Here is a 23,317-nt window from a genome sequence, read left to right as displayed (position 1 = left end):
ACCTCAATACTTTCCGGTCAAACCTATAAACACATCCTCCAGAGACATCCGCTCCTCCACTAGCTCACTATATGGCAATTGGTGTTTGGCAAGATACTCTCGAATATACTTTATCCCCTCAAAGCTATGTAGCTCTGCCTGCTGCCCTATCACTGTGGGGTGCCACAGCTTCGGATCATCTGGTAGCTCTATACTCTCCGCCCCTAGCTTTACTAAATACCTATGGAAAGAATCCATCAGCTCCGCCACAGGCATCTGCAAAAGGATCTTACCATAATCTAGGATAATGCAGTCATCGATCAGTCGCTCCATATCCTGAATGATGTGAGAAGTAAGGAAGACGGTCTTATCACGTCCCTTGGTAAATTCCTTTAAGTAGTCGATGAAAAGCCGGCGATAACCAGGGTCGAGGCCCAACGAAAAGTCATCCAGCACCAAGAGGTCGGCATCTTGAGCCAAAATCAGCCCTAGTGCCACTTGCGACCGCTGTCCACACGACATACGACTGATCCGCTGATGAGGGGCAATTTTAAGCAGACTGACTAGGTCGTAGTAGATATCTCGCTTCCAACGAGGATAAAAGCGAGCATAGAAGCGCTCAATCTCCTCCACAGTCATAAAGCTATACTGCACATGTCCCTCAATCAGAAGAGCAATGTTGGCCTTTACCTCAGGGGGCATTGACTGAATATCATAGCCCAGCATCTTACACACCCCGCTTCGAGGCTTCAGATAGCCAGCTAGGATATTGATGGTGGTAGTCTTGCCCGTACCATTCTTGCCCAAGAGCCCCAAGATACGCCCTCTAGGCACATCAAAGGTAAGCCCCTCATAAATGAGGCGCTTACCATAGTAATGAGTTAATCCTCGACACTCAATGATGGCCGAGGAGTCAGTTCCGATCATTGCTTTGTTGCTTTTAGCGAAGGTTGTACACGGTTATTGAAGTCGTTGGTAGAGTTATTAGTATCCATCAGATACTTTCTACCATTGGCTTCCCGAGCCACCTTACGGATCACTGCGGTTCCTTGGCCAGTCTTATCATTAAAGCTCTTGCACCAACCAGTGTAACCAGCATCTAGGACATCGGGAATAAATCGCCACTCAATAGCATCTTCGATACCGAGGAATACCACATCAACCATCCACTCGTGAGGTATCTTATAGGTTTTAAGTGACATCTCCTTCACAAAGTCCTTAAACTTAAAAATATACTTACCATCCCACAAGTAATCCTTGATGAATGTCTCACGATCTACCGGCATACGCACTAGAGCAATCGTAGTGACGCCACGCTGGTGGAAAGAGGAGAGGGTAAGTGAAGACTTATAGTAAGAGATCAGGTTGGGCACCTCAGGATTATCCACATCTTGAAACCTAGGATTTTCAGAGAGGTCGTAGATCTCAAAGTCGGCGTGCGAAAGGTCTGTCGCCCCCTTGAAAACCTTTGAGTGGTCTTTGGCATCATTGGCGATAATCAGTGATGCACCTGGCTTCACTGGATGGCTCTTGCCATCACCAGGAATCATGGAGACAAAACTGACCGTAAGAGCCTTATCCAGCGGACTATCGACATATTCTCGCTTCATATTGCACAAATCTTCCGACTGCACAATCGCCAAACTATCGGCAAAGAGAGTGACGTCTGAATTATTGGTAATCTTTATGTACTGCTCAGAGTACTTAAAGGTCTTTCCAGTCTCAGGATCAATGGTAGGGCTAAAGAAAAGCTCCTCAATCACAAAGCCTGCATTGCTATTCTCTACATACTGTGGGGTGAGCTCGAAGGTGGTACGCTCCTTAGTCACCGTCACCTGCTCTTTTATAGAGATAGGAGTAGAGACTCTACCTAGCTTCTCCGACTGATACGCCAAAGTAGCCTCAACAGAGACCTCATATACGCCCTCCAAAAGCACCTTCTTGAAGGTCGGTTCCTTAGAGATTAGCTCAGAGGTTTGGCCATCTTTATTGCTTTTGAAGGAGATTTTAAGGTCGCTGTACACTCCTGCATTCACACCTAGAGGTGCTTTCAAAACGAAGCTACATTCACGCTCCACTGCTACCTCTTTCTCATTTTTTGGCTCACAGCTGACTAGTCCGAAAGCCAAAAGGGCTACAAACCCCCATAGATACTTCACTGCTTTCATATACTTCTTAATAAATTAATTAATTGTTAGTCTCTACTTACTTCAGTTCCTTTGCTACAAAGTCTTCGGTAGAGTTATTTGTATCCTTTAGTACCTTAGACCCATCCGATAGGCTCTTCCGCACCACCTTTTTACCGTAACGTGCATCATCATTCAGCTCATCTGCCACCTTAGCATAGCCGGCATCCAGTTTCTCTGATATAGGCAACCACTGTTTCTCATTAGTCATACTGAGGTTCACAGCATCTAGTACCCACTCATTTGGCAACTTCAAAGCAGGTTGCCCAGGTAACTCCATTGGGTCCATTCCTTCATATATCATTAGCTCTTTGTAAGCGTAAGTGCACTCTTTCACGAGGTCCTGAACCGATTTGCCTTGTAGGTCAACAATGGCATAACTGTGCTGGCCATTGGTACTCATGGACCAATTCTCAGTTCCATCGCCATAAGGGTCGCTGATGAACACAAGTTTCATATTGGGTACCTTAGGATTGTCGGGGGTCTCAGAATCAATATAGCCCTTATCACTCATCCACTCGAAGTTGGCGTTGGATAGGTCTATTGAATTTGGATTCTCCTTTGTATGGTCAATGGCAGAGTGGCACAAGATAACACTCTCATAAGGTTTCACCGCATACTCTTTTCCACTGCCGGGGAACTGCATCACTAAGTCGGTTACGAAGTGTGTTGCCCTCACATCGGGCTTTGCTTCTACCTTATCATCCGACTGCCAGAGCGACTTTACTAGAGCTAGTCCATCAAGATATCTCGTTACGGGACTATTGTTGGTAATCTTGATGTACTTATCCTCATCGTACTGCTCGCCCTTGCTATTTCGACTTCCAGCAAAGAATATCTCGCTGATAACGAAGCTCTCCTTAGGCATCTCCCACATCAATTGGCAAGTGCGGTCGGATTTTGCCTTTGCCTCAACTACAAAGTCCTCTTTGTACTCTAACTCTGCTAAAGCACCTTTGCACTCGAAGCGACACATCACCTTCATAGCATAGGCTTCTCCCTGCACCAAGTGAAGCACCGCCTTACCCTCCTTAAAAGAAATAGGCAACACCTTACCATCGCTTCTGGAGGTGAGCTCGCCTGTAGCTTCTGTAATGCTACCTTCAACACCCAATGGTGCCTTTAACTGAAAGGTAACTTCGGCATCCTTCGGTACCTCTGGAAGGTCGCTCTCACAGCTCCAGAGTAGGAGCAACGTCACACATAACCCGAATAGTAAAAATAACTTCTTCATATATCTATCTATTAAAAATTAAAACTGTTTAAAAGACCAATTGAACTACGCCCTCTACCCGATGGCCAATAAGTGTCTCTATTCCTCCACCGCTGTAACGATCAAAGCGGTATTTTCCGCCCACCTCTACGCCCCAAGGCAGGGCTCCCCACCCCTGTATAGTGTAGTGCCACTTAGGAGCTATCTCGAAGGAGAGATGCGATGCATTGATAACCGAGAAACTACGCTCAACCTGCCTACTCAGCTCCTCCTTCAAGGTAGTATGTGAGAGGGAGACCGCGCCCTTACTAAGTGGAGAATAGCCTATGTGGCAGGAGAGGGCTAAGTAGTTAGCTTTATCCACTTGATAGGAACCGAAGCCACTGAGGGCGAACTGCCACCGTTGGTTCTGTAGCGTGGAGCTAGGCTCTAACTTCCGTATCGCTAGGTACCTATAGGATAGTACGGGGGAGAGCTGCCACTTCACTCTACCTTCCGACCGACCAACGTGCCAAGCGAGCGACCCTTGGTAGCGGGGGAAGTAGAAGTTGGGCAACTCACCAATTACTGGATAGGTACCAGCATTAGACTCGCCAACGATATGCTCTACCCCTTGCCGCAGCTTCATTTCTCCTTTCAGTTCGACCCCTTGTTGCCAGGGTCCTTGCCATAAGTACCCGATAGCTACCTCCAATTGATGATCGTTGTAGTGGTGAATGGGGACTTCGTTCATATCGGTGAGTATCTCCTCAAGCCGATGATAGCGATAGCCCACCTTGGCGAGGAAGCCATCTCCATAGAGTGGAGCGATATGTGCCGAGCTAAAGAGGCCATAGCCACGGTAGTAGACCGTAGGGGTATTGGTATTGAAGCGGGCAAAACTCCCTCCCAAGCCATTCATCAGCCATTGAATGGTAGTGCCCAAAGGAGAGTAAAAGGCAACGCTACTCCGCTGTTTGTAGATCTCATGCCCTAATGAAAGCCCTACAATATGTCTGCCTAGTGGATGTGCCACACCGATATTCATAGTTAAGTTAGAGACAATGTTGCGCGGACGTGGATCCACCCTTCGATACTCCTGTTGCGAAAGGTACTGCACCTCTCCAGCCACTCTCCATTGGTGCCATGCTCCGCTATATCCCCCACCAAAGGCATACCGCTCGTGAGATAGGTTGCCCCCCTCTGCATCTGCCACTATATAAGGATAGAGGCGAGCAAAGTCGGAAGTGCTATTGAAGCGAACCCCCTTGATCAGCCCAGTAGAATAGGTAGCACTTCCCCACAAGTGCCGTGACCGTGAAGGCTTTAGATAGGTAGTAGCATAAATATGGGCAAGGCTCTCTCCCGAACCGATCTGTTCCAGAAAAGCTCTTTTCTCGTGCCTCCAATGGTACTCTGTGCCAAAAGTTGAGAGAGAAGAGGGGTAAAGGAGATGATGCAATGCCACATTATCGTGATAATACCTAAGCATCGTAGCATCTACCACCGCATGCTCGAGGGAGCGAGAAAGCAGGGGCAAGGTATCCCTTTCTTGCGCCACCATCTCCGTAGCAGCTATGAAGAGCCACATCGTGAATAAGATCAACTTCCCCCTTTTCATTGCATACGTACCAAATGGATTTCACATGAGCTTTCACTCGAAAGGAACTCCTGCTCAGTAGCAGAACCACGCACCCATACTCGCTCCCCATTGTCCAATAAGAGCGTCCCCTCTACCTGCACATCGTAGAGCCCACGCAGCAGTTGGTCGCTATAGCTAGATGAGGAGATAGAATTACGGATAGTAGTCACACGAGTATTTTGATTATGGAACTTAATCTGGTAGCTTTGTTGCTTCACAGCTACCAAAGAGTCCATAAACACCCGCACCGTCACCTCCGTCATCACATCGGCTCTATCGCCCGCATGGCAGTCATAGAGTAGGCATGCTATGAAAAGCCAAGAGAAGAGTTCAACTATCTTTTTCATAAGGTCACCATCAATTCCATCCCAAAGTAGGGATATTGGTTTCGCCGGATTACATACCCTTTCTGATGAATATCAGGGGAGTAATCGAATATCTTATTCACAAAGAGAGCCACATTAAGTCGCTCCCCAAATAGTCGCTTGGTAGCCTTGAGGTTGGTAATCATCATAAATGGTACCACATACCGCTCAAAAGAGCTATCGCTATACGACCGCTTGAGCCACTGCAAGTAAGTATCCGACTTATCTTGCTCCCTAAAGGAATGCTCCTTACCATCCTTCAGATCCACATAGAGGTCAGGGTAATTGGAGATGGGCATCTTCTGCGAAGAGGAGTACCAATTGGATTGGAACGAGAGCGACACACCTAGCCCAATCTTAGGAAGGTAAGAGTCCAGCCTCAGGTCGCTATTCAGCATCTCTCGTACCAATATCTCATTGTCCCGATAGATCCCCATATAAGGCACCTCACTATCTCCAAGTACCGCTTTTGGTCGCTCATATTGAGGCAAACTATTGCGATAAATAGTTCTGAACCACGCTCCAGAGAAAGTAACTCGGGTATTAAGGAAAGAATAGCGAGGGGTGCTCAGCATCCACTCCAGCCCCACCTTTGAGGTTTCGCTACCATTGGTGACTTTTCCGAGGAGCCTGAATTGCTTCGACTCTTGGTAGGTAAAATCGGTAATAGCAGGCTTGGCCGTAAGGGCATCATAAGGGACAGAGGAGGGGTTGTAGCGCTTAAAACTGGCAATCTTCAGCTCTGCATCATTACGAAACCCGCTACTCATCCGCTCGTAGAAATAGGTGACGGAGGCGGAGTATCCAGCCCAATCGAGGTCGAGCCGACCCTCTATCTTGATATTCTTTGCCGGCTTTAGTGGCCGATTATTGGGGTGGTAGATATAGGTGCGTAGGTAGACGAGGCGATAATTGGGATTGGCATGGTAATAATTGAGCTCCACAAAGTCGTCGTACACGGTATCGGGGTAAAGCTGATCCATAGAGGGGAACATACTAAGGCTTCCGACCCCTCCAAGCAACTGTAGACGCAGTGGTTGCTCCCGCACGGAGATAGGGGCAAAGCTGAGGCGGGCATTGAGGCGAAGGTCTGTATACCACTTGCCACTCATTTGATAAGAGCTATCGAGATGTAGAAGTTGATTGCTCACTATGCCTGCCATGAGTGTGAAGGTATGGGCACCGATAGGAATGGAGAGCTCATCCTCCAGAAATAAGGAGAGCACACTTTTTGCTGGGATATCACAGAATGGGCGTGGGCGACTGCCAGCGGTCCAGAAGAGAGGCCGATCCAAGTCAAAAAGCGTCCCTTTGCCTCTATTCTTACTGTACGACCAAGTGGCTCCATACTTAATCCGCTGCTTACCCCAATCCCTCTCCATGTGCGTACTTCCCTTCACCTTTGCATAAAGGTAGAGGGGTCGGCTATCCACTAGATGCGACGCCACATAATTACGGGGATAGTACTTTCCCTCAAACTCCCCCTCCTCCTTCTGCGTGAGATAAGGGACATCCCTATTAAGGAGCATATCCTTAGTAATCTCCGTGCGATCCCATGTATGGGTAGCGGAGAGAATCATCTCCAGAGCGTGGAGCCATCCATTTTCCTTAGGCAAGAGCGACAAAGTTTGCGAAAAAGCAAGGCTATGATAGCTTGCCTTGTAACTATCCTTGGGGTTATAATCTAAGTCTTGATCCCTCTTGCGGTCGTCGATCGTGCCGGTATAATCTACATTGGTGTGAGAGCTGAGTGCCCCTACTCCCAACTGCCACTTACCCGACAGGCGTAGAGAGCTATTGATACGCTCGTAGCAATCCCGCACACTGCGAGGATCGGAATAGGCGGAGAGGTAACCTACACTGGCGATGAGATTGAGATGCTCTTCACGGAGTGTCACCCCTTTGGAGAGGAAAAATAGCTTGCTACTCATATCGGACTTGAAGCGCCCGTTTAGGTCATCGCTCCATTGTTTACGTTTTACCTTGATCAGGCCACTAGTGAGGTCAGAGTGCTCTACAGAAGGGATTCCTCGCACCACCTCTATACTCTCCACCTCGTCCGTGGCAATAGTACGCATATCCACTCCGGCATTGATCGGTATTCGGATAGGGTATTCATAGTTATTCCCCTGCATGCCCCTAAACCCCGCATCCATCTTGAGTGGCACGCCATCAATAAGGAAGGTGGTGCCCATGGAGGAGGTATTGTAATTAGATTGATTGACGCGTGGAAGTAAATTATGCTGCCCAACGATAGGAAGCGTTGCCTCTCTTAGCCGAATAATATCGGGACTGGTGAGTTGGGGGTCGGATGAGAAGCCTCCTGGAAGTAGCTCCAGCACATCGGCAATGCTAGAGGGCTGAATATGTGCCATGGCGGTTTGGCCAATAAGGGAGGAACTGGTCATTCCTTTAGAGGACTTTGCTGTCACCACCACCTCCTGTAGCTCGCGACTACTATTCTTCAGTATAATAGAGATACTTTGCTTGGAATTAGTAACCTTGAAATGCTCTACCTTTTTATCATAACCAATGTAGGTGACCTGCAGCTGATAACTGCCAGGTAGCACCTTTGGGAAAGTGATGATACCGTAAGGGTCGGTGGCACCAGTATAGAGTTGCTTACCCCGCTCCATACGCACCAAAGCCCCTATTAGTGGTTCGCCACTATCACTATCTTTCACCGTGATAGTGAGCTCAGACATTCTAGGGGTCTGAGCCATCGCCCACTCTATCGGGATAGAGAGGAACAAGAGGAGTATCAGAAGCTTTTTCATAACCAGAGGAATAGTAGTGGTATCACTATCCCAATGATCAATTCTACTCCACCTATTCCTTTAAGACCTCGCTTCCCTTTGACTAGAAGTAGCCCTGAGAGGGTAATAAGGATTAAAGCGACGGCAAATAGATCGGAGAAATAAGTCCACCAACGTCCTGGGTTGTAGTGTAGCCTAACAAAGTCGCTCAGGATAGGGCGCTTACGGAGGCGGTCGTACGTAGCAGTGCCATTACTTAGGTCAACCTCGAGTGTGGAGCCACCTTTGAGAAATACCTTGAGGCTCTTATCATCGGGGTAGTAGTGCTTGGTGTAATTCTTTTCCTCGTTGATGCTCGTAAGGAGGGTAGTGAGCTCCTCTTGGGTCACCGTTCCTTTCGCCCTCGGAGTATCTGCTATCGCCTGCTGCAGGATTATTCGCTTAGCGGTATAACTAGGATTGATCTGGTCGCGATGATTCATCAATATTCCAGATAGGGCGTAAATCAATACCACCCCTGCAAATAAGAAGGAGCAGTGCCGATGCAACCATCGACACCCCCTTCTGATTTGATTCCACGAAAGATGGTATTTATTCGCCTCCATCTAGTTACTCTACAATCTCGTACTTATCAGCAACGATATGATAAAGGCTCACATAGGCTTTCCCCTCACGATCGGTACGCTCTGCAATGCGAGTGCGAAAGTTGGCAATCCGCTCAGCGATGCTATTAGTGGCCTGCTCGGCGTTGGCCTGCATATCAGCTGCACAACCACTTGAGCCCTCGCTATGTTGCTTTGCAGCTTCGGCCACCTCAGCTTCCCACTGTGCAAGATAAGCTTCATCAATACGCTCCTCAACGAGTTTGCCCTCTACCTTTACAACGCTGTGAACGCACTTCTGGGGGAAACTCCCAATCGCGTCACCAGCCTCCACTCGTATGGTATTGGTATCGTCGCTTCCCATCAAGAATATCTTGCCACCGCCATGCTTGCATATATGAGTGCAGATACCCTCTAGCACTACATCTTGATCCACGAAAGCATCAGGATTGTTCAAAAGTGAATCCACGTCCAAAGTGCTAGTGGTTACCTCATTCTCTTCCTGCTTATTATTCTCTCCCTTGCTGCAACCCACTAATAATAGTGTGGAAAGGAAAAGGAATAGGGCTGTTCTCTGTAAAATGTTCATTGAATAATACTTTTATATGAATACTTCCGCAAAGTTGGCTATATTTGGGCAGAAAGGCTCTCCCTATTTTTGGGTAAATTGCTAGTCGCGACCTACTCATATATAGGTATTTATAGATATAACCCCTAGGGGTAAGGGGTTGTGAAAACAGAAAACACCCCTATAGGCAAAACCTAAAGGGGCGCTTTTGAATGAATATTAGGTGTGATTACAGGGTGATTTTGGAGAGGTCACGGAGAATCGCTTTGGCATCGTGTAGGAGTTGATTCATCACCTCACGGACTGGCCGTATAGCATTGATGGTGGAGGCAATTTGCCCAATTTCTAGTTCGCCCTCTTGGAGATCGCCCCCGGACATACCTATCTTGGCTCTTCCTTTGCCTAGCAGAGTGGCTAGCTCCTCTTTGGTAGCACCTTTTGCCTCAGCTTCAGCCACTTGATCCATAAATCCGCCTTTAGCCAAACGGGTAGGCACCAGCTTCTTCAGCATCAACTTGGTATCCCCTTCGCCTAGGGCAAAACAATGCTCCTTGAAGGCTTGGTGGCAGGCACTCTCCTCGGTAAGAGCAAAGGCGGTACCGATCTGCACGCCCTCGGCTCCGAGAGCCATACAAGCGACTATGGCTGCTCCCGAGGCGATTCCTCCGGCAGCAATGAGTGGCACTTGGATCACTTCGCGAACGGCAGGAATAAGACAAAGGGTAGTGGTCTCTTCACGACCGTTGTGCCCACCAGCTTCGAACCCCTCGGCAATGACAGAATCGACCCCAGCTGCCTCTGCTTTTTGTGCGAACTTGCTACTGCTCACCACGTGTAGCACGGTGATTCCCTCCTCCTTGAGGCGAGCGGTCCAGGTAGCAGGATTGCCAGCGGAGGTAATCACAATGGGCACTCGCTCCTCAATAATCACTTGCATGGTCTCCTCTACCGTTTTCATCACAAGGGGAATATTGACGGCAAAGGGCTTGTCGGTAAGCTTACGGGTATGGCGGATCTCTTCGCGTAGCTCTTCGGGGTAAAAGGTACCACCAGCCAGCACTCCCAGTCCACCCTCTTGGCTTACTGCTGCTGCCAACTTGTACCCACTGGTCCACGCCATTCCACCCTGAATAATAGGGTACTCAATGCCCAATAATTGGGTCACTCTATTTTGATTTCTCATTGCGGTAACTCTTACTATTTAATTAATCCTGATCTTCTCTTCAGTGCCTCAATAGAGGGCTGACGACCTTTGAAGTTTTGGAAAAGCACCTCTGGCTCTTCGGCATCACCTCGCTCTAAGATCTCACGCTTAAATCGCATAGAGGTGGTATGGTCTTTGAGCCCATTCTTTAGGAACTCCTCAAAGGCATCGGCCTCTAGTATCTCCGCCCACTTATACCCGTAGTAGCCGGCAGCGTAGCCGCCATCAAAGATGTGGGAGAACGCGGTACTGACACTGGTACCTGAGATATGGGGCAGTAGGGTCACCTCTTTGTACGCCTCTTGCTCAAGCTCCTCAAGATCTTGTGGAAGAGAGGCAGGGTTGTGGGCGTGCCATAGCATATCGAGGTAACCGAAACCAAGCTGACGGATACAAGCGTAGCCCTCTAAGAAAAGGGTATTGCGATGGATCGCCTCTATCAACTCCTCGGTAATCGGTTCGCCTGTGAGGTAATGCTTAGCAAAAGAGCGGAGGAAGTCGGGCTGGCGTGCCCAATTCTCATTGAAGTGCGAGGGGAGCTCCACAAAGTCGTGCACCACATTGGTTCCGCTAAGAGAGGCATAAGGCACTTGCGTGAGTAGTCCATGCAGACCGTGTCCAAACTCGTGGAAAAGGGTAGTCACTTCATCGTGCGTTAGGAGTGAAGGCTGGCTCTCTGTGGCGGGGGTGAAGTTCATCACTAGGCTCACCACAGGGCGTACCCATTGATAGGCCTCAATATAATTGGTCATCCAAGCTCCCGAGCGTTTCCCCTTGCGTGGGAAGAAGTCGCAGAGGAGCATTCCAACGAAATTGCCGTGAGAGGAAACTTTATAAACCTTTACTTCTGGGCGATAAGGAGGGAACTGGGTATCATCGGTCGCTTCCTCAATCGTGAGCTCATAGAGCTCGGAGGCAAGGTCAAACATGGCCCTTACCACGCTATTGAGCTCAAAGTAGGGGCGGGTCTCCTCCTCATCATAGTGCAGCTCCTTTTGCCGATACTTCTCTGCCAGGTAGGCCCAATCCCATGGCTGGCAGTCCGAATGACCTTTGGTCACCTCTTTCAATTCCTTTTGGGCTAAAGGTGCGTAGGCCTCTCTTAATTCGTCCAGCATCGCATAGACCTTCTCGGGCGTTTTAGCCATCTTGGAACTCAATCGGTAGTCGGCAAAGCTCTTGTAGCCGAGTAGCTGGGCTATCTGATAACGAAGTGTGGCGATCTTGTAAACCTGCTGCTTATTACATGTGGGCTTACTAGTATCCATACAAAGTGTGGCACGACCTCGATACATCTGCTCACGGATAGTGCGGTCGTCGCAGTACTTTAGTACAGCACTATAGGAGGGCATACTAAGGTCGAATAGCCACCCTTCCTGCCCTTGCTCAGCGGCTAGCTTTTTAGCTGCTTCCAAAGCGGAGGTGGGGAGTCGCTTTATCGACTCATTATCAGTAACGTGAAGGGTAAAGGCATTTTGTTCCTTGAGTAGGTTTTGCCCAAAGGTAAGGGTGGCCATACTCAGCTCCTTCCGAAGCTCCTTGAGCTGCTCTCTGGTTGCTTCTGGGAGGTAGGCACCGCTACGCTCGTACCCTTCGTAGTTGCGCTGGGCAAGTCGCTGATCAATCTCTTGGAGCTGAGGCAGCTGCTGGTCGTGAACCACCTTGACCCGCTCGGCCAATACTTGGTCCATACCTACCTCGTTGCTCACTTCGGTGAGTAGGGGCATCAGCTCCTGAGAAAGCTCCATCATACGATCATCGGCATCGCAACTGAGGAGATTAAAAAAGAGAGAAGTAGCCTTGCTAAAGTCCTCTCCCGACTGCTCAAGAGCGAGAATGGTATTCTCAAAGGTTGGCTCCTCCTTACACGCCTTGATATCGCTAATCTCCGACCTAAACACTTCTGCCTCCTTGCGAATCTGCTCTGCAAGATGGTCGGGATCGCGGTGGGTGAAATCTGGGAATATAATCTTTCTTTGCATAACTATTTGGATAGAAAAGCAAAGCCATATAATCAATGAATTACATGGCTTTACTTATGATGTTAAAAGTTAATCTTGGAGCGGTATCTTCGCCACTCGTGCCGTATGCCGCCCACCTTCAAACTCAGTTTCAAAGAAGGTTCGGGTGATGGCTCTCGCCTCATCGGGCGTCACGAATCGCCCTGGGATGCTCAGCACATTGGCATTATTGTGCTGGCGAATTAGCTTGGCTTGCTCCGTATTCCACGCCAGTCCAGCCCGCACGTGAGGGTGCTTATTGGCCGCCATGGCAATTCCATTGCCGGAGCCACAGACAATCACACCCCACTCCACTTCGCCGCTATCAATAGCATTACCCAGCTTATGTGCGAAGTCGGGATAGTCAACACGCTCTTCACTATAGGTGCCGAAGTCATAGATCTCGGACTCTCCAAGCCACTCATCGAGGAAATTCTTAACTACCTCTTTGATCTCAAAGCCAGCGTGGTCGCTAGCTAGTCCTACTTTATTAATAGTCATTGTTGATATTTATTTACCTAAAAGTTGCTTTACTTGTGTACGTACATTCTCGGCGGTGAAGCCTAGCTTTTCGTCGAGCACCTTGTAAGGAGCAGAGAAACCAAAGCTCTCCAATCCCCAAATAGCTCCAGTGCCGTGTGGTATCAGCCCCTCAAGATTGACAGGCAAACCGGCAGTGAGACCGAAGCGAGGAAGTCCCTCGGGTAGCACGCTCGTCTGATACTCCTTGGGCTGCTGACGGAAGATTGCTTCACTTGTGATGGAGGCGATATTGCAGTGGATACCCTCCTCGGCTAGTAGTTTAGCACCTGCCACAAGGGTCGAAACCTCAGAACCAGTAGCTACCAGCACCACCTCGGCATTAGGTTGCTCCGAAACGAGGTAACCGCCCTTCAATACTCTCTGACTGTTCTGATAATTATTACCTGGCAGGTCATCTACATTTTGTCTAGAGAGGATCAGTGCAGTAGGCGTTGCCTTATTTTCCATCGCCATCTGCCAGCTTACGGTCGTCTCGTAGACATCGGCGGGACGAAGCACCATCGTAGAGGGCTTACCGCTATGATTGTGGAGCTTCTCCATCAGTCGGATCTGAGCCTCTTGCTCTACCGGCTCGTGGGTAGGTCCATCCTCACCTACTCGAAAGGCATCGTGCGTCCAAACAAAGCGAACTGGCACCTCCATAAGTGCTGCGATACGTACGGCAGGCTTCATATAATCGGAGAAGACAAAGAAAGTACCGCAAGCGGCATGGAAGCCACCATGTAGGGCAATCCCTATACAGATAGTTGCCATTGTCAGCTCCGAAACACCTGGCTGAAGGAAGCTTCCCGAGAAGTCGTCCCGAGTGAGTGCCTTGGTCTCCTTGAGGAAGCCATCGGTCTTATCGGAATTAGAAAGATCGGCACTTGAAACAATCATATTGGGGAGGTTCTTAGCTAGGAAGCCCAACATAGTAGCAGAGGCATTTCGGGTGGGGCCATTTGGCTTCTGCTCAATGCTCTTCCAATCAAGATGACTGGTATCAAGATCGAGCCAACGCTGTAGCTCCTTTGCATCTTCATGATGAGCTTTAGCCCACTCATCATACTGCTTATGCCACTTCTGAGTGTGAGCTCTAAGCGTCTCCTTTCGCTCATCATAAAGCTTCTGTACCTCATCAAATATCACGAATGGATGCTCTGGATTGCCTCCAAGGTTCTTTATAGTCTCGGCTACACCACCACCAGCTGCAGAAAGAGGTTGTCCGTGCGTTTTAACTAAGCCCTCAAAACACTCCCCTTCTGGCGAAAGCATGCCCTTGCCCATCACCGTATGCCCGATGATTAGGGTTGGCTTGCCTTTCACAGCAATTGCCTTATCAAGAGCCTGGCGAATCTGGTCGTGATCGTTGCCATCAATCTCCAGCACTTCCCAGCCCCAAGCACGGTACTTCATACCTACGTCCTCACTCATCACCTCGGAAACTTTGGTAGAGAGCTGCACATCATTGGCATCGTAAAACATCACTAGATTATCAAGCCCAAGGTGTCCTGCAATTCTACCTGCTCCTTGTGATACCTCCTCTTGGATTCCACCATCGGAGATAAAGGCAAAGATCCGCTGACGCATCAAATCCTCACCAAAGCGAGCAGCCATCTTTTTAGCGGCAATGGCGGCACCGACTGCCATGGTATGCCCTAGTCCAAGAGGACCTGAGGTATTCTCCACGCCACGAGTCACATCAAGCTCTGGGTGACCAGGAGTAGGACTGCCCCACTGACGGAAGCCCTGTAGCTCCTCCATGGTATATCGACCAGTCATCGCTAGTACCCCGTAGAGCATCGGACTCATGTGTCCAGGATCCAAAAAGAAGCGGTCGCGAGCAATCCATTCAGGACAGTCGGGGTCATACTCCATATACTCCGAGAAGAGTATTTGTGTAAAATCCGCCCCACCGAGTGCCCCACCTGGGTGTCCCGACTTTGCTTTTTCGACCATAGACAGTGCCAAAACTCTTAGGTTATCAGCTGCCTTGTGACTCAATACGTTTTTAGTAGCCATAGTATTTATTAATTAAAAATGATATCTCTGCTGTATCCCCCTTCCACACTCTACAAAATTACCCATTTATATTGACTTTGCCGACCAATGGATACGTATATTTTGTAGCAATAGGGGAAGGGTCACTGATTTAGCGATAAAATTGGTAATTTTGCGATGTTAATTCTAAGGTAATGTTGCCTTCAGATATGTTTCACTATAATTATTAAGAGTAAACTTAATGATCACAGCAGACCAATTACAGAGTGTATTGGAGCGCCGAGATGCGCTGAGGGGGTATCTTTGACATTGATGCGAAAGAGACCCAACTAAAGGAGGAGGAGCTCCGCACCCAGGATCCACACTTTTGGGATGACCCTGATAAAGCACAAGCACAGATGAAGGTGGTGCAGGGGCTGAAGCACTGGATCAAAGACTACAATGAGGTAGATAACCTAGCTACCGAACTAGCATTAGCATTTGAATACATCAAGGAAGATCTGGTCTCCGAGGAAGAGATTGATCAGCTTTATACCAAAGCAATAGAAAAGCTGGAGGATGTGGAGCTACGCAATATGCTCCGCAACGAGGAGGACCGCATGGGAGCTGTCCTTAAGATCAATTCGGGAGCCGGTGGTACTGAGAGCCAAGACTGGGCATCGATGCTGGCACGTATGTATATGCGTTGGTGCGAGGACCAAGGCTACAAGGTGACCATAACCAACTGGCAAGATGGCGATGATGCAGGCATCAAGACCGCGACGCTACAGGTAGAGGGTGACCTCGCCTACGGTTTTCTGAAGAGCGAAAATGGTGTGCATCGCCTTGTGCGCGTATCGCCATACAATGCTCAGGGAAAGCGAATGACCTCCTTTGCCTCCGTCTTTGTAGTACCCCTAGTAGATGATTCTATTGAGGTGGAGATTAATCCCGCACTTGTAACCTGGGAGACCTTCCGTTCTGGTGGAGCCGGAGGTCAAAACGTCAATAAGGTAGAGACCGGTGTGCGACTTCGCTATATGTACACCGACCCCGATACGGGAGTGACCGAGGAGATTCTGATTGAGAATACCGAGACCCGAAGCCAGCTCGATAATAGAGAGAATGCTAAGCGACTCCTCAGAAGCCAGCTCTACGATAAGGAGCTACAGCGACGCAATAAAGCAAAAGAGGCGATCGAAGGAAGCAAGAAAAAGATTGAGTGGGGCTCGCAAATTCGTAGCTACGTATTTGATGACCGCCGTGTCAAAGACCACCGCACCAACTACCAGACCTCCGACGTGGATGGGGTAATGGACGGTAAAATCTCTCCTTTCATCAAAGCCTACCTAATGGAGTTTGGAGGGGAATAATAGAGAGTAATAAGCAAATAACTGATAAGAATAAAGAAGAAAAGTAATGGCAAGTACAGCAGACTTTAGAAATGGAATGTGCCTAGATATCGATGGCACCCCATTCGTAATCGTAGAGTTTCTACACGTAAAGCCAGGCAAAGGACCTGCATTCGTAAGAACAAAGCTTCGCAATATCGCCACCGGAAGAGTGCTCGACAAGACTTGGAGCTCAGGTGTGAAGGTAGATGAGATTAGGATTGAGAGACGTCCCTACCAATACCTATACAAAGATGACATGGGTCTTATCTTTATGCACCCAGAGACCTTCGACCAGATCCATATCCCCGAGGAGCGCATCGAGGGTGTGCAATTCCTCAAAGAGGGTGATATGGTAGAGGCGATGGTGCATGCCGATAAGGAGGAGGTACTCACTTGCGAGCTACCTAGCCACGTTACTCTTGAAGTTACCTACACCGAGCCTGGTATCAAGGGCGACACCGCTACCAACGCACTTAAGCCCGCCACTCTCGAGACAGGTGCTGAGATCCGCGTACCTCTCTTCATCGATAATGGCGAGAAGATCATCGTAGACACTCGCGAAGGCTCCTACGTAAGCCGTGCCAAGGAGTAATCCATCGCACATCAACAACTAAAGTAAGGGCTAGGTTGCAAAGACCTAGCCCTTATTTGACACTTCACTCAGAACTTGTTGGGTAGTAATAGAAGGTAATAGCATTCGAAATTTTGAGCGAATTTTCGAAATTAACCAGCTCACACTAAGGCTATGAAGAAATTGTTATTGACCATTATAACCATAGTGGCCGTATTACTTACCTCTTGTGCCACTCAGTCTAAAAGGGATAGAAACTACCTGTATGCTTGGAGGGACATGCACAATAAACATAATGATGCCTACTACTACACTGACCGCTTCGGACACAAAGTATCCCCGAAACGTTTTTCAGTAGCAAGGCAGTTTGCCCCCAATGGCTTGGCAGCAGTCTGCGAGTCAGGACTTGGTGGCAAGTGGGGTTATGTTAATACGACCATTGACCTTGTCATCCCTTACCAGTATGATTTTGCTAGTGACTTTGGTGACTTTGGCTTTGATGATGATTTGGCTTGTGTCAAGTTTAACCTCAATGAAGCCAATCGTTTACGCCAACCAAGTGTAGCATTTGGGCCTGCAATGATTATTGATACAAAAGGACAACAAGTCTCCAAAATCTATGGTTGTATGCTCCTTAACAACACCCCTAGAGTACGTTGTGTAACTATCGTCAATAGCGGTACCTGCTTCCATAGTACAAAGGGATATCAAGATTACTCTACTGATGGTTATTGGGGAGCTATAGATAGCAGAGGAAAGGAGATCATCCCCTGCATCTATGAATTTCTTATAACCCATAGCTCACTAAGCGGATTTATCGTAAGGCACGAAGGGAAATGGGGTGCTATAGACTATAGAGGCAAGGAGCTTATACCTTGTGAGTATGATGGAGCATTCTACAATGACGAAAATAGCCACTTCAATACTTTCACAGAGGTGGATGGCGATAATTGGAACCACTGGAGTGAAGAGGATATTCAGAGGCAGTTATGCTTTATCAAGGAGGATAGGATAGCTATCCGCCTCCCTGCTTCTAATTAAAGATACAGAGAATTTCAAGATATGAATAGAATAAGTGCCAGCTCCCCTTAGGAAGCTGGCACTTATTCTGATAAGTTAGCTCCAAGCTTACTTGTAGCTAATCCACTTAATCAGCTCCTTCAGCTTTGGCTTCTTGCCATACATCAGCAGTCCTACTCTGAAGACCTTCGCCGCAGCCCACACAAAGAAGACCGTCGTGGGCACCATCATCACCATTGAGAGGACGATTTGCCACGTAGGCGGGTCAAACGGTAGCCGCACCATCATCACATTCGGTGCCACAAACGGGATAAAAGAGCACCACACCGCTAGTGGTCCATTAGGATTCTCAGCCGAATAGAAGGCCGCATAAAAGGCAAACATAAAGAGCAGCGTAATCGGCAAACTCATCTGACTGATATCCTCATCGCTATCAAAGGCAGCTCCCATCGCCGCATAGATTGCTGCAAAGGAGAAGTAAGCACAGATAAAGAAGAAGAAAAAGGCCAGGATCATCCCAGTGAAATTAAAGTTGGCCAATGGTGCCATGATATCCTGAATCATCTCAGGATCGGCACCAGCAGATAATGCATTATCGGTTAGCTGACTCATATCCAGGGTCACATTACTGAGGAAGACCGCCTGTAGCACCACAAAGCCTAGGATAAAGATCAGTGCCCAAATCCCCAACTGCGTCAGTCCCACAAGTGCCACTGCCACTATCTTAGCAAATAATAGTACCGTTGGTTTCACAGAAGAGGCAATAATCTCCACAATCCTATTCTTCTTCTCCTCCTGCACACTCGCCATCACCATAGACCCATAGGCCAGAACGAAGAAGAAGAGTAGCATATTAAAGATCTGCCCCACCACCATCGCAAAGTCCGAAGAGCTCGCCTTTTCATCACCCTCCTTACTCCACTGTATCTCCGAGATAGAGAGCGATACCTTCGTATCATCAATGATCTTCTCTAGGTCAGGGATATTATAGCTAGCTATCTTCTCCTTCCTCAGAGCAGGCTGTAGCTGATCCGAGATGTACTCCTGTAGCGTTGGAGGTATTGACGAGTGGCTAAAGATCGTCACCCCCTTTGGATTCTTCAGCAGATCCTCAGTAATCAAAAGGTAAGCATAAGCACTCTCCTCACTCTTCTTCCGTGCCTCAGCAATATCGGTATCACTAGCGACAAACTTAAAGCCATCCCTACTCTCACCCTTTTGTAGATACTCCAGATACTTACCAGTGTGGTCAATCACCATCACTTCCTTCTCCGAAGTGTCCTTGGCATTCATACCGAGATACATCGGGATAAAGATCAGCAGCAAAAAGATAAACGGCGTAAAGATTGTGAGCAAGATAAAAGACTTCTTCCTCACCTTCACATTATACTCCCGCTGCAAGACAATCCAAAACTTATTCATTCTGCACCTCCTTCCTTAGTTAGATTACGCTCCGCTTGACTCTCTTCATAGCCATTCACCTGACCCGTCTTCCCCACCACATCAAGGAATATCTCATGCATATTGGGGATAATCTCTTCAAAACTAATCACCTCACCCCGAGCATTCCACTCAGAGATAATCTCACGTGAAGCAAGCTTGTGGCTATTCTCAAGAATCAACTCAGTACGGCCATACTGGTCCGTCTCCTTTGATACCACCACATACCGCTCCGCTACATTCTCCGGCATCTCCACGCCATCTTGGAAAAGGAAGCGATAAGCATTGCCCTTGTACTGCTGCTTAATCTCCTGCACATCCCCCTCTAGTACCACATGGCTACGATTAATCAGAGAGATATTATCGCACAGTTCCTCCACACTCTGCATATTGTGAGTAGAGAAGATAATAGTATGCCCCATCCGCTTCAGCCGTAGCATCTCATTCTTCAGGATCTCCGCATTGATCGGGTCAAAACCACTAAAAGGCTCATCAAAAATCAGTAGACGAGGCTCGTGCATCACCGTGCAGATAAACTGCACCTTCTGTGCCATTCCCTTAGAGAGCTCCTCCACCTTTTTACCCCACCAAGGGAGGATATCAAAGCGCTCAAACCACTCCTCCAGAATTCGCTTCGCCTCAGCCCGCTTCAATCCCTTCAACTGAGCCAAATAGATCGCCTGCTCCCCCACCTTCATCTTACGGTACAGGCCACGCTCCTCAGGGAGATAGCCAATCCGCTCCAAGTCCTTCTCCACAAACGGATGCCCATCAAAGAGCACCTCCCCACTATCTGGGGCGGTAATCCTATTGAGGATACGAATCAAGGTGGTCTTTCCTGCCCCATTAGGGCCCAGCAGACCATACACCTTGCCCTCTGGCACCGACATACTTACGTGGTCGAGTGCACGGTGTTTGTCGTAGTCCTTGACTACATCCTTTACTTCTACTACGTTTTTACACATACCCAATATACTTGCAATACACTTGTTTCTTCTATCTACTTCTTCAGCAAGAGCGATGGGGTAATCACCCGATCCCCTAGCAATTGACTAGCATTACTCTTGTACTCCGTCAGCTGTGCCAATTCTTGGTATAGCTTTTTATAATCCTCTACATTCTTAGAGTCCAACTCCTTTATTTTCTTAAGCACCCCTTGCACCTGCTCCTCTATCTTGTGTAGCTTCAGCGAAAGCACATCCCGCATCAGCAGCTTTCCTAGCTCCTCAGGCTCCTCCATCTCCTTCACAAATTTATCATTGCGAGGGCTGAGCGTGTACTTATCCAGAAGATACCTATCGGCATGCTCCCTGATGGTATCATCCTCCGAGCCCAGCAACAATCTAGTAAGATCCGCCTCACTACCATCCGCCTCAGCCTGAGACACTGCATCCAACAGCCCATCCAATATCTGCACAAAGTGGTCGCTCAGATCGCACACACCATCCCACTCCCTAAGGTCGAGCGTGGCATTATGAATTAATTGCAGACCTGTTATCTCCTGCCCTTCTCCCTCCTCATTATTCGCAAAGCCAGGGATAGACACCATACCATAATCAATAATATCCTGCAAAAGGGTGAGCTCGTATGGAGGCAAGGGATCCTTTACCCTAGCCGATGCCACCTTTGGGTTGACCTGCCCAGAAATAGCCTTGGTAGAGAGGTTAGTAAAACCTGATGTAGGCCCCTCCTGAGGCATCTGATAGCTACTTCGCTCCTGCCGAGTACGGTTAAAGATTCGCTCATCACGGATCTTCTTCACCCGCTCCGCTAGTGCCTCACTGGTCACCTCCCACTTTTCCGCTACCACCCCTATATAGAGCTCACGCGTAATACGTGCCTCGATATAAGCAATCGTCTGTGCTAGCTCCTCAATGATCGCCACCTTTCCCTGTGGGTCGGTACCATATTCCGCCGCTAGTCGCTCCCCCTTAAAGGCGATCCCATCCTCCTCATGCTCCTGAAAGTAGGCCTCAATATCCTCCAAGGTATGGCTTTGGGAAAAAGAGTCGGGGTCCTCTCCATCGGGTAGAAGAAGCACCTTCACACCCAGTCCAGCCTCTAGGCAGATATCTAGCCCACGGAGAGCCGCCTTGATTCCTGCACCATCGGCATCAAAAAGGAGTGTCACATTGGAAGTCAAACGCTTGATATGTGCCACCTGAGCGTGCGTCAGTGCCGTGCCCGAGCTTGCCACCACATTACGCACCCCCCTTTGGTACATAGAGAGCACATCCATATAGCCCTCCAGTACAATACACTTATCACTGCTAGAGATATACTTTTTGGCAAAGTAGAGACCATAGAGCTCATTACTCTTATCATAAAGTTCCGAGGCGGGGCTATTAATGTATTTTCCTACATTCTCTACCTTCTTCAAGATACGCCCACCAAAGCCCACCACATTGCCACTGGTGCTGTGAATAGGGAAGATCACCCGCTCCCGATAGCGGTCAATGTAATCCCCCTTTTTAGTCTTCATCACCAGCCCAAGCGACTCCAGCACCTCCAGCTCCACCCCACTCTCCTTGGCTCTATCCACCAGATAGGTCCATTCGCTAGGCGAGTAGCCGAGCTGAAACTCTTTGATCGTCTCGTCCGTCAGCCCACGCTCCCTGAAGTAGCTGAGCCCAATCCGGCGTCCCTCCGCCCCTTGGAGCATTGCATTCACAAATTCATCCCGGGCAAAAGCATTGGCATTGAGTAGCTTTTCACGCTCCGTCTTACGAGCCATCTGCTCGGGAGTCAGCTCCCGTTCCACCACCTCAATGCCATACTTTCGGCCTAAGAACTTAATGGCCTCGGGAAAGGTCAGATGCTCATACTTCATGATGAAGGAGACCGGAGTCCCCCCCTCCCCACAGGCAAAGCACTTACAGATATTCTTAGAGGAAGAGATCTGAAGCGAAGGACTGCTATCATCATGGAAGGGGCAGAGTGCCACATAGTCTTTGCCCTTGCGGTGTAGTGTAAGGTAATCCCCCACCACATCCACAATATCGGCACGCTCTATGATGCGTTGCACCACCCGATTATCAATCATGCTCATAGCTACAGCCCTCTACTCAAGCCCTCCCCTACCATTGGATCTTAATGATGGCAACAACCACCCTCTCCATGCTCATGATGGTGCTCACCACAGCCCGAGCAACCAGAGCACCCTTGATGCCCAAAGAAGCGATCATACTCCTCCTGTGTTGGCTCATGTACATCGGTCACCTCACCGATGAAGTGGAGCTCCTCACCAGCCAAGTCGTGATTAAAGTCCATCTGCACCTTATCCTCACCCACATGGGTCACTAATCCGTGAACCACTTGACCATCGGCAGTATTCATAGGCACACGAGCCCCCTCGTACACCATATCCTCATCAAACTTACCATCAATGTGGAAGACTGCCTTATCTAGCTCCAGCAACAAATCGTCCCGCACCTCACCATAAGCATTCTCGGGGGATAGGTGGAAGTCAAATTGGTCACCTGGCTCCATGCCAGAGAGTTCTGCCTCAAAAGCAGGAAGCAAAAGCCCCATACCATAGATAAACTCCATAGGCTGCTCCTTAGTCGTCTCCTCAATCAATGAACCCTCCCTATCTAGCAAGCGATACTGCACCTGCACAAACGCACCTTTATTAATTCTCATAACTCAATATAAATATAGTCATCTATTAAATAATTAAACTGATACAAAACTACCAAATTATACCCAATCTCAAGCACCGTTACCAAATCATAACAGGGTTACGCATCAGGAGTCTTTGCTTAAGTTAAGGACCCTATCCCAAGTTTGGACGAAGTAAAGAGAAAAGGAGAGATTTGAACTGGAGCTAACGAAAGCTAAGCAAAGTCTCTCACGAAAAGGTGGCACCAAGACCTATGAAAAGGTGATTGAACGCA

General features: G+C 48.6%; 19 protein-coding genes. 3 read left to right on the top strand and 16 right to left on the bottom strand.

The annotated features are described in order from the left end of the window. Positions 1 to 3: 3 nt before the first annotated feature. The 12 genes from HMPREF3027_RS06430 to HMPREF3027_RS06375 form a co-directional block, all read right to left on the bottom strand. Positions 4 to 906 carry an ABC transporter ATP-binding protein gene (locus tag HMPREF3027_RS06430; RefSeq protein ID WP_018028537.1) on the bottom strand — a complete coding sequence of 301 codons (903 nt, stop codon included), beginning with the start codon at positions 904 to 906 and terminating at the stop codon, positions 4 to 6. Next, positions 903 to 2,147 carry a DUF4876 domain-containing protein gene (locus tag HMPREF3027_RS06425; RefSeq protein WP_018028536.1) on the bottom strand — a complete coding sequence of 415 codons (1,245 nt, stop codon included), beginning with the start codon at positions 2,145 to 2,147 and terminating at the stop codon, positions 903 to 905. The genes HMPREF3027_RS06430 and HMPREF3027_RS06425 overlap by 4 nt, the downstream gene beginning before the upstream one ends. 37 nt (positions 2,148 to 2,184) lie before the next feature. Continuing rightward, the gene (locus HMPREF3027_RS06420; protein WP_018028535.1) at positions 2,185 to 3,399 is read right to left on the bottom strand and encodes a DUF4876 domain-containing protein; all 1,215 of its coding nucleotides are present in this window, start codon (positions 3,397 to 3,399) and stop codon (positions 2,185 to 2,187) included. A gap of 28 nt (positions 3,400 to 3,427) precedes the next feature. Continuing rightward, positions 3,428 to 4,978 (bottom strand): DUF6850 family outer membrane beta-barrel protein, encoded by a 1,551-nt coding sequence (locus HMPREF3027_RS06415; RefSeq protein WP_018028534.1) that lies wholly within the window; start codon positions 4,976 to 4,978, stop codon positions 3,428 to 3,430. Further along, positions 4,975 to 5,346 carry a hypothetical protein gene (locus HMPREF3027_RS06410; protein WP_018028533.1) on the bottom strand — a complete coding sequence of 124 codons (372 nt, stop codon included), beginning with the start codon at positions 5,344 to 5,346 and terminating at the stop codon, positions 4,975 to 4,977. Before HMPREF3027_RS06410 ends, HMPREF3027_RS06415 begins: the two co-directional genes overlap by 4 nt. Further along, positions 5,343 to 8,141, bottom strand: coding sequence for a TonB-dependent receptor (locus HMPREF3027_RS06405; RefSeq protein WP_018028532.1), 2,799 nt, complete (start codon positions 8,139 to 8,141; stop codon positions 5,343 to 5,345). Before HMPREF3027_RS06405 ends, HMPREF3027_RS06410 begins: the two co-directional genes overlap by 4 nt. Then, entirely contained in the window at positions 8,138 to 8,725 is a 588-nt protein-coding gene (locus tag HMPREF3027_RS06400) for a PepSY-associated TM helix domain-containing protein (RefSeq protein WP_040576013.1), read from the bottom strand. Before HMPREF3027_RS06400 ends, HMPREF3027_RS06405 begins: the two co-directional genes overlap by 4 nt. A 4-nt stretch (positions 8,726 to 8,729) precedes the next feature. Continuing rightward, the gene (locus tag HMPREF3027_RS06395) at positions 8,730 to 9,311 is read right to left on the bottom strand and encodes a hypothetical protein (RefSeq protein ID WP_070707700.1); all 582 of its coding nucleotides are present in this window, start codon (positions 9,309 to 9,311) and stop codon (positions 8,730 to 8,732) included. Positions 9,312 to 9,519: 208 nt separating this feature from the next. After that, positions 9,520 to 10,473 carry an NAD(P)H-dependent flavin oxidoreductase gene (locus tag HMPREF3027_RS06390; RefSeq protein ID WP_070707699.1) on the bottom strand — a complete coding sequence of 318 codons (954 nt, stop codon included), beginning with the start codon at positions 10,471 to 10,473 and terminating at the stop codon, positions 9,520 to 9,522. A gap of 14 nt (positions 10,474 to 10,487) precedes the next feature. After that, entirely contained in the window at positions 10,488 to 12,476 is a 1,989-nt protein-coding gene (locus tag HMPREF3027_RS06385; protein WP_070707698.1) for a M3 family metallopeptidase, read from the bottom strand. A gap of 69 nt (positions 12,477 to 12,545) precedes the next feature. Continuing rightward, positions 12,546 to 12,995 (bottom strand): ribose 5-phosphate isomerase B, encoded by a 450-nt coding sequence (gene rpiB / locus HMPREF3027_RS06380; protein WP_070707697.1) that lies wholly within the window; start codon positions 12,993 to 12,995, stop codon positions 12,546 to 12,548. A gap of 9 nt (positions 12,996 to 13,004) precedes the next feature. Continuing rightward, entirely contained in the window at positions 13,005 to 15,038 is a 2,034-nt protein-coding gene (locus HMPREF3027_RS06375) for a transketolase family protein (protein ID WP_070707696.1), read from the bottom strand. Between the two features lie 220 nt (positions 15,039 to 15,258). Here HMPREF3027_RS06375 and prfB point away from each other — a divergent pair. The 3 genes from prfB to HMPREF3027_RS06360 all read left to right on the top strand — a co-directional run bounded on the left by prfB (position 15,259) and on the right by HMPREF3027_RS06360 (position 18,002). Beyond that, positions 15,259 to 16,369, top strand: a protein-coding gene (gene prfB, locus HMPREF3027_RS06370) for a peptide chain release factor 2 (protein WP_141756239.1) whose coding sequence is annotated in 2 segments (ribosomal slippage) — positions 15,259 to 15,321 and positions 15,323 to 16,369 — 1,110 coding nt in all. Because the reading frame shifts where the segments join, the coding sequence is not laid out codon by codon here. Positions 16,370 to 16,415: 46 nt separating this feature from the next. Next, complete coding sequence (gene efp, locus HMPREF3027_RS06365; RefSeq protein ID WP_070707694.1) at positions 16,416 to 16,982, top strand: elongation factor P; 567 nt, start codon at positions 16,416 to 16,418, stop codon at positions 16,980 to 16,982. Between the two features lie 153 nt (positions 16,983 to 17,135). Continuing rightward, on the top strand, positions 17,136 to 18,002 hold the full coding sequence (locus HMPREF3027_RS06360) for a WG repeat-containing protein (RefSeq protein ID WP_083317537.1): 867 nt from the start codon (positions 17,136 to 17,138) through the stop codon (positions 18,000 to 18,002). Between the two features lie 87 nt (positions 18,003 to 18,089). On the opposite strand, the gene HMPREF3027_RS06355 is transcribed toward HMPREF3027_RS06360, so the two are convergent. From HMPREF3027_RS06355 to HMPREF3027_RS06340, 4 genes are read right to left on the bottom strand one after another with little or no spacing between them, the layout of a single operon-like run. Continuing rightward, complete coding sequence (locus HMPREF3027_RS06355) at positions 18,090 to 19,403, bottom strand: ABC transporter permease (RefSeq protein WP_070707692.1); 1,314 nt, start codon at positions 19,401 to 19,403, stop codon at positions 18,090 to 18,092. Further along, positions 19,400 to 20,386 (bottom strand): ABC transporter ATP-binding protein, encoded by a 987-nt coding sequence (locus tag HMPREF3027_RS06350; RefSeq protein WP_021903478.1) that lies wholly within the window; start codon positions 20,384 to 20,386, stop codon positions 19,400 to 19,402. Before HMPREF3027_RS06350 ends, HMPREF3027_RS06355 begins: the two co-directional genes overlap by 4 nt. A gap of 35 nt (positions 20,387 to 20,421) precedes the next feature. Next, on the bottom strand, positions 20,422 to 22,470 hold the full coding sequence (dnaG, locus tag HMPREF3027_RS06345) for a DNA primase (RefSeq protein ID WP_246830553.1): 2,049 nt from the start codon (positions 22,468 to 22,470) through the stop codon (positions 20,422 to 20,424). Positions 22,471 to 22,511: 41 nt separating this feature from the next. Continuing rightward, positions 22,512 to 23,063: an FKBP-type peptidyl-prolyl cis-trans isomerase gene (locus HMPREF3027_RS06340; RefSeq protein WP_018029150.1), complete on the bottom strand. Its 552-nt coding sequence runs from the start codon at positions 23,061 to 23,063 to the stop codon at positions 22,512 to 22,514. Positions 23,064 to 23,317 lie beyond the last annotated feature (254 nt).

The sequence above is a fragment of the Porphyromonas sp. HMSC077F02 genome (assembly GCF_001815465.1).
Lineage (GTDB): Bacteria > Bacteroidota > Bacteroidia > Bacteroidales > Porphyromonadaceae > Porphyromonas_A > Porphyromonas_A somerae.
The sequence above is the reverse complement of the archived record's forward strand: the minus strand, read 5'-3'. Positions and strand labels throughout refer to the sequence as shown.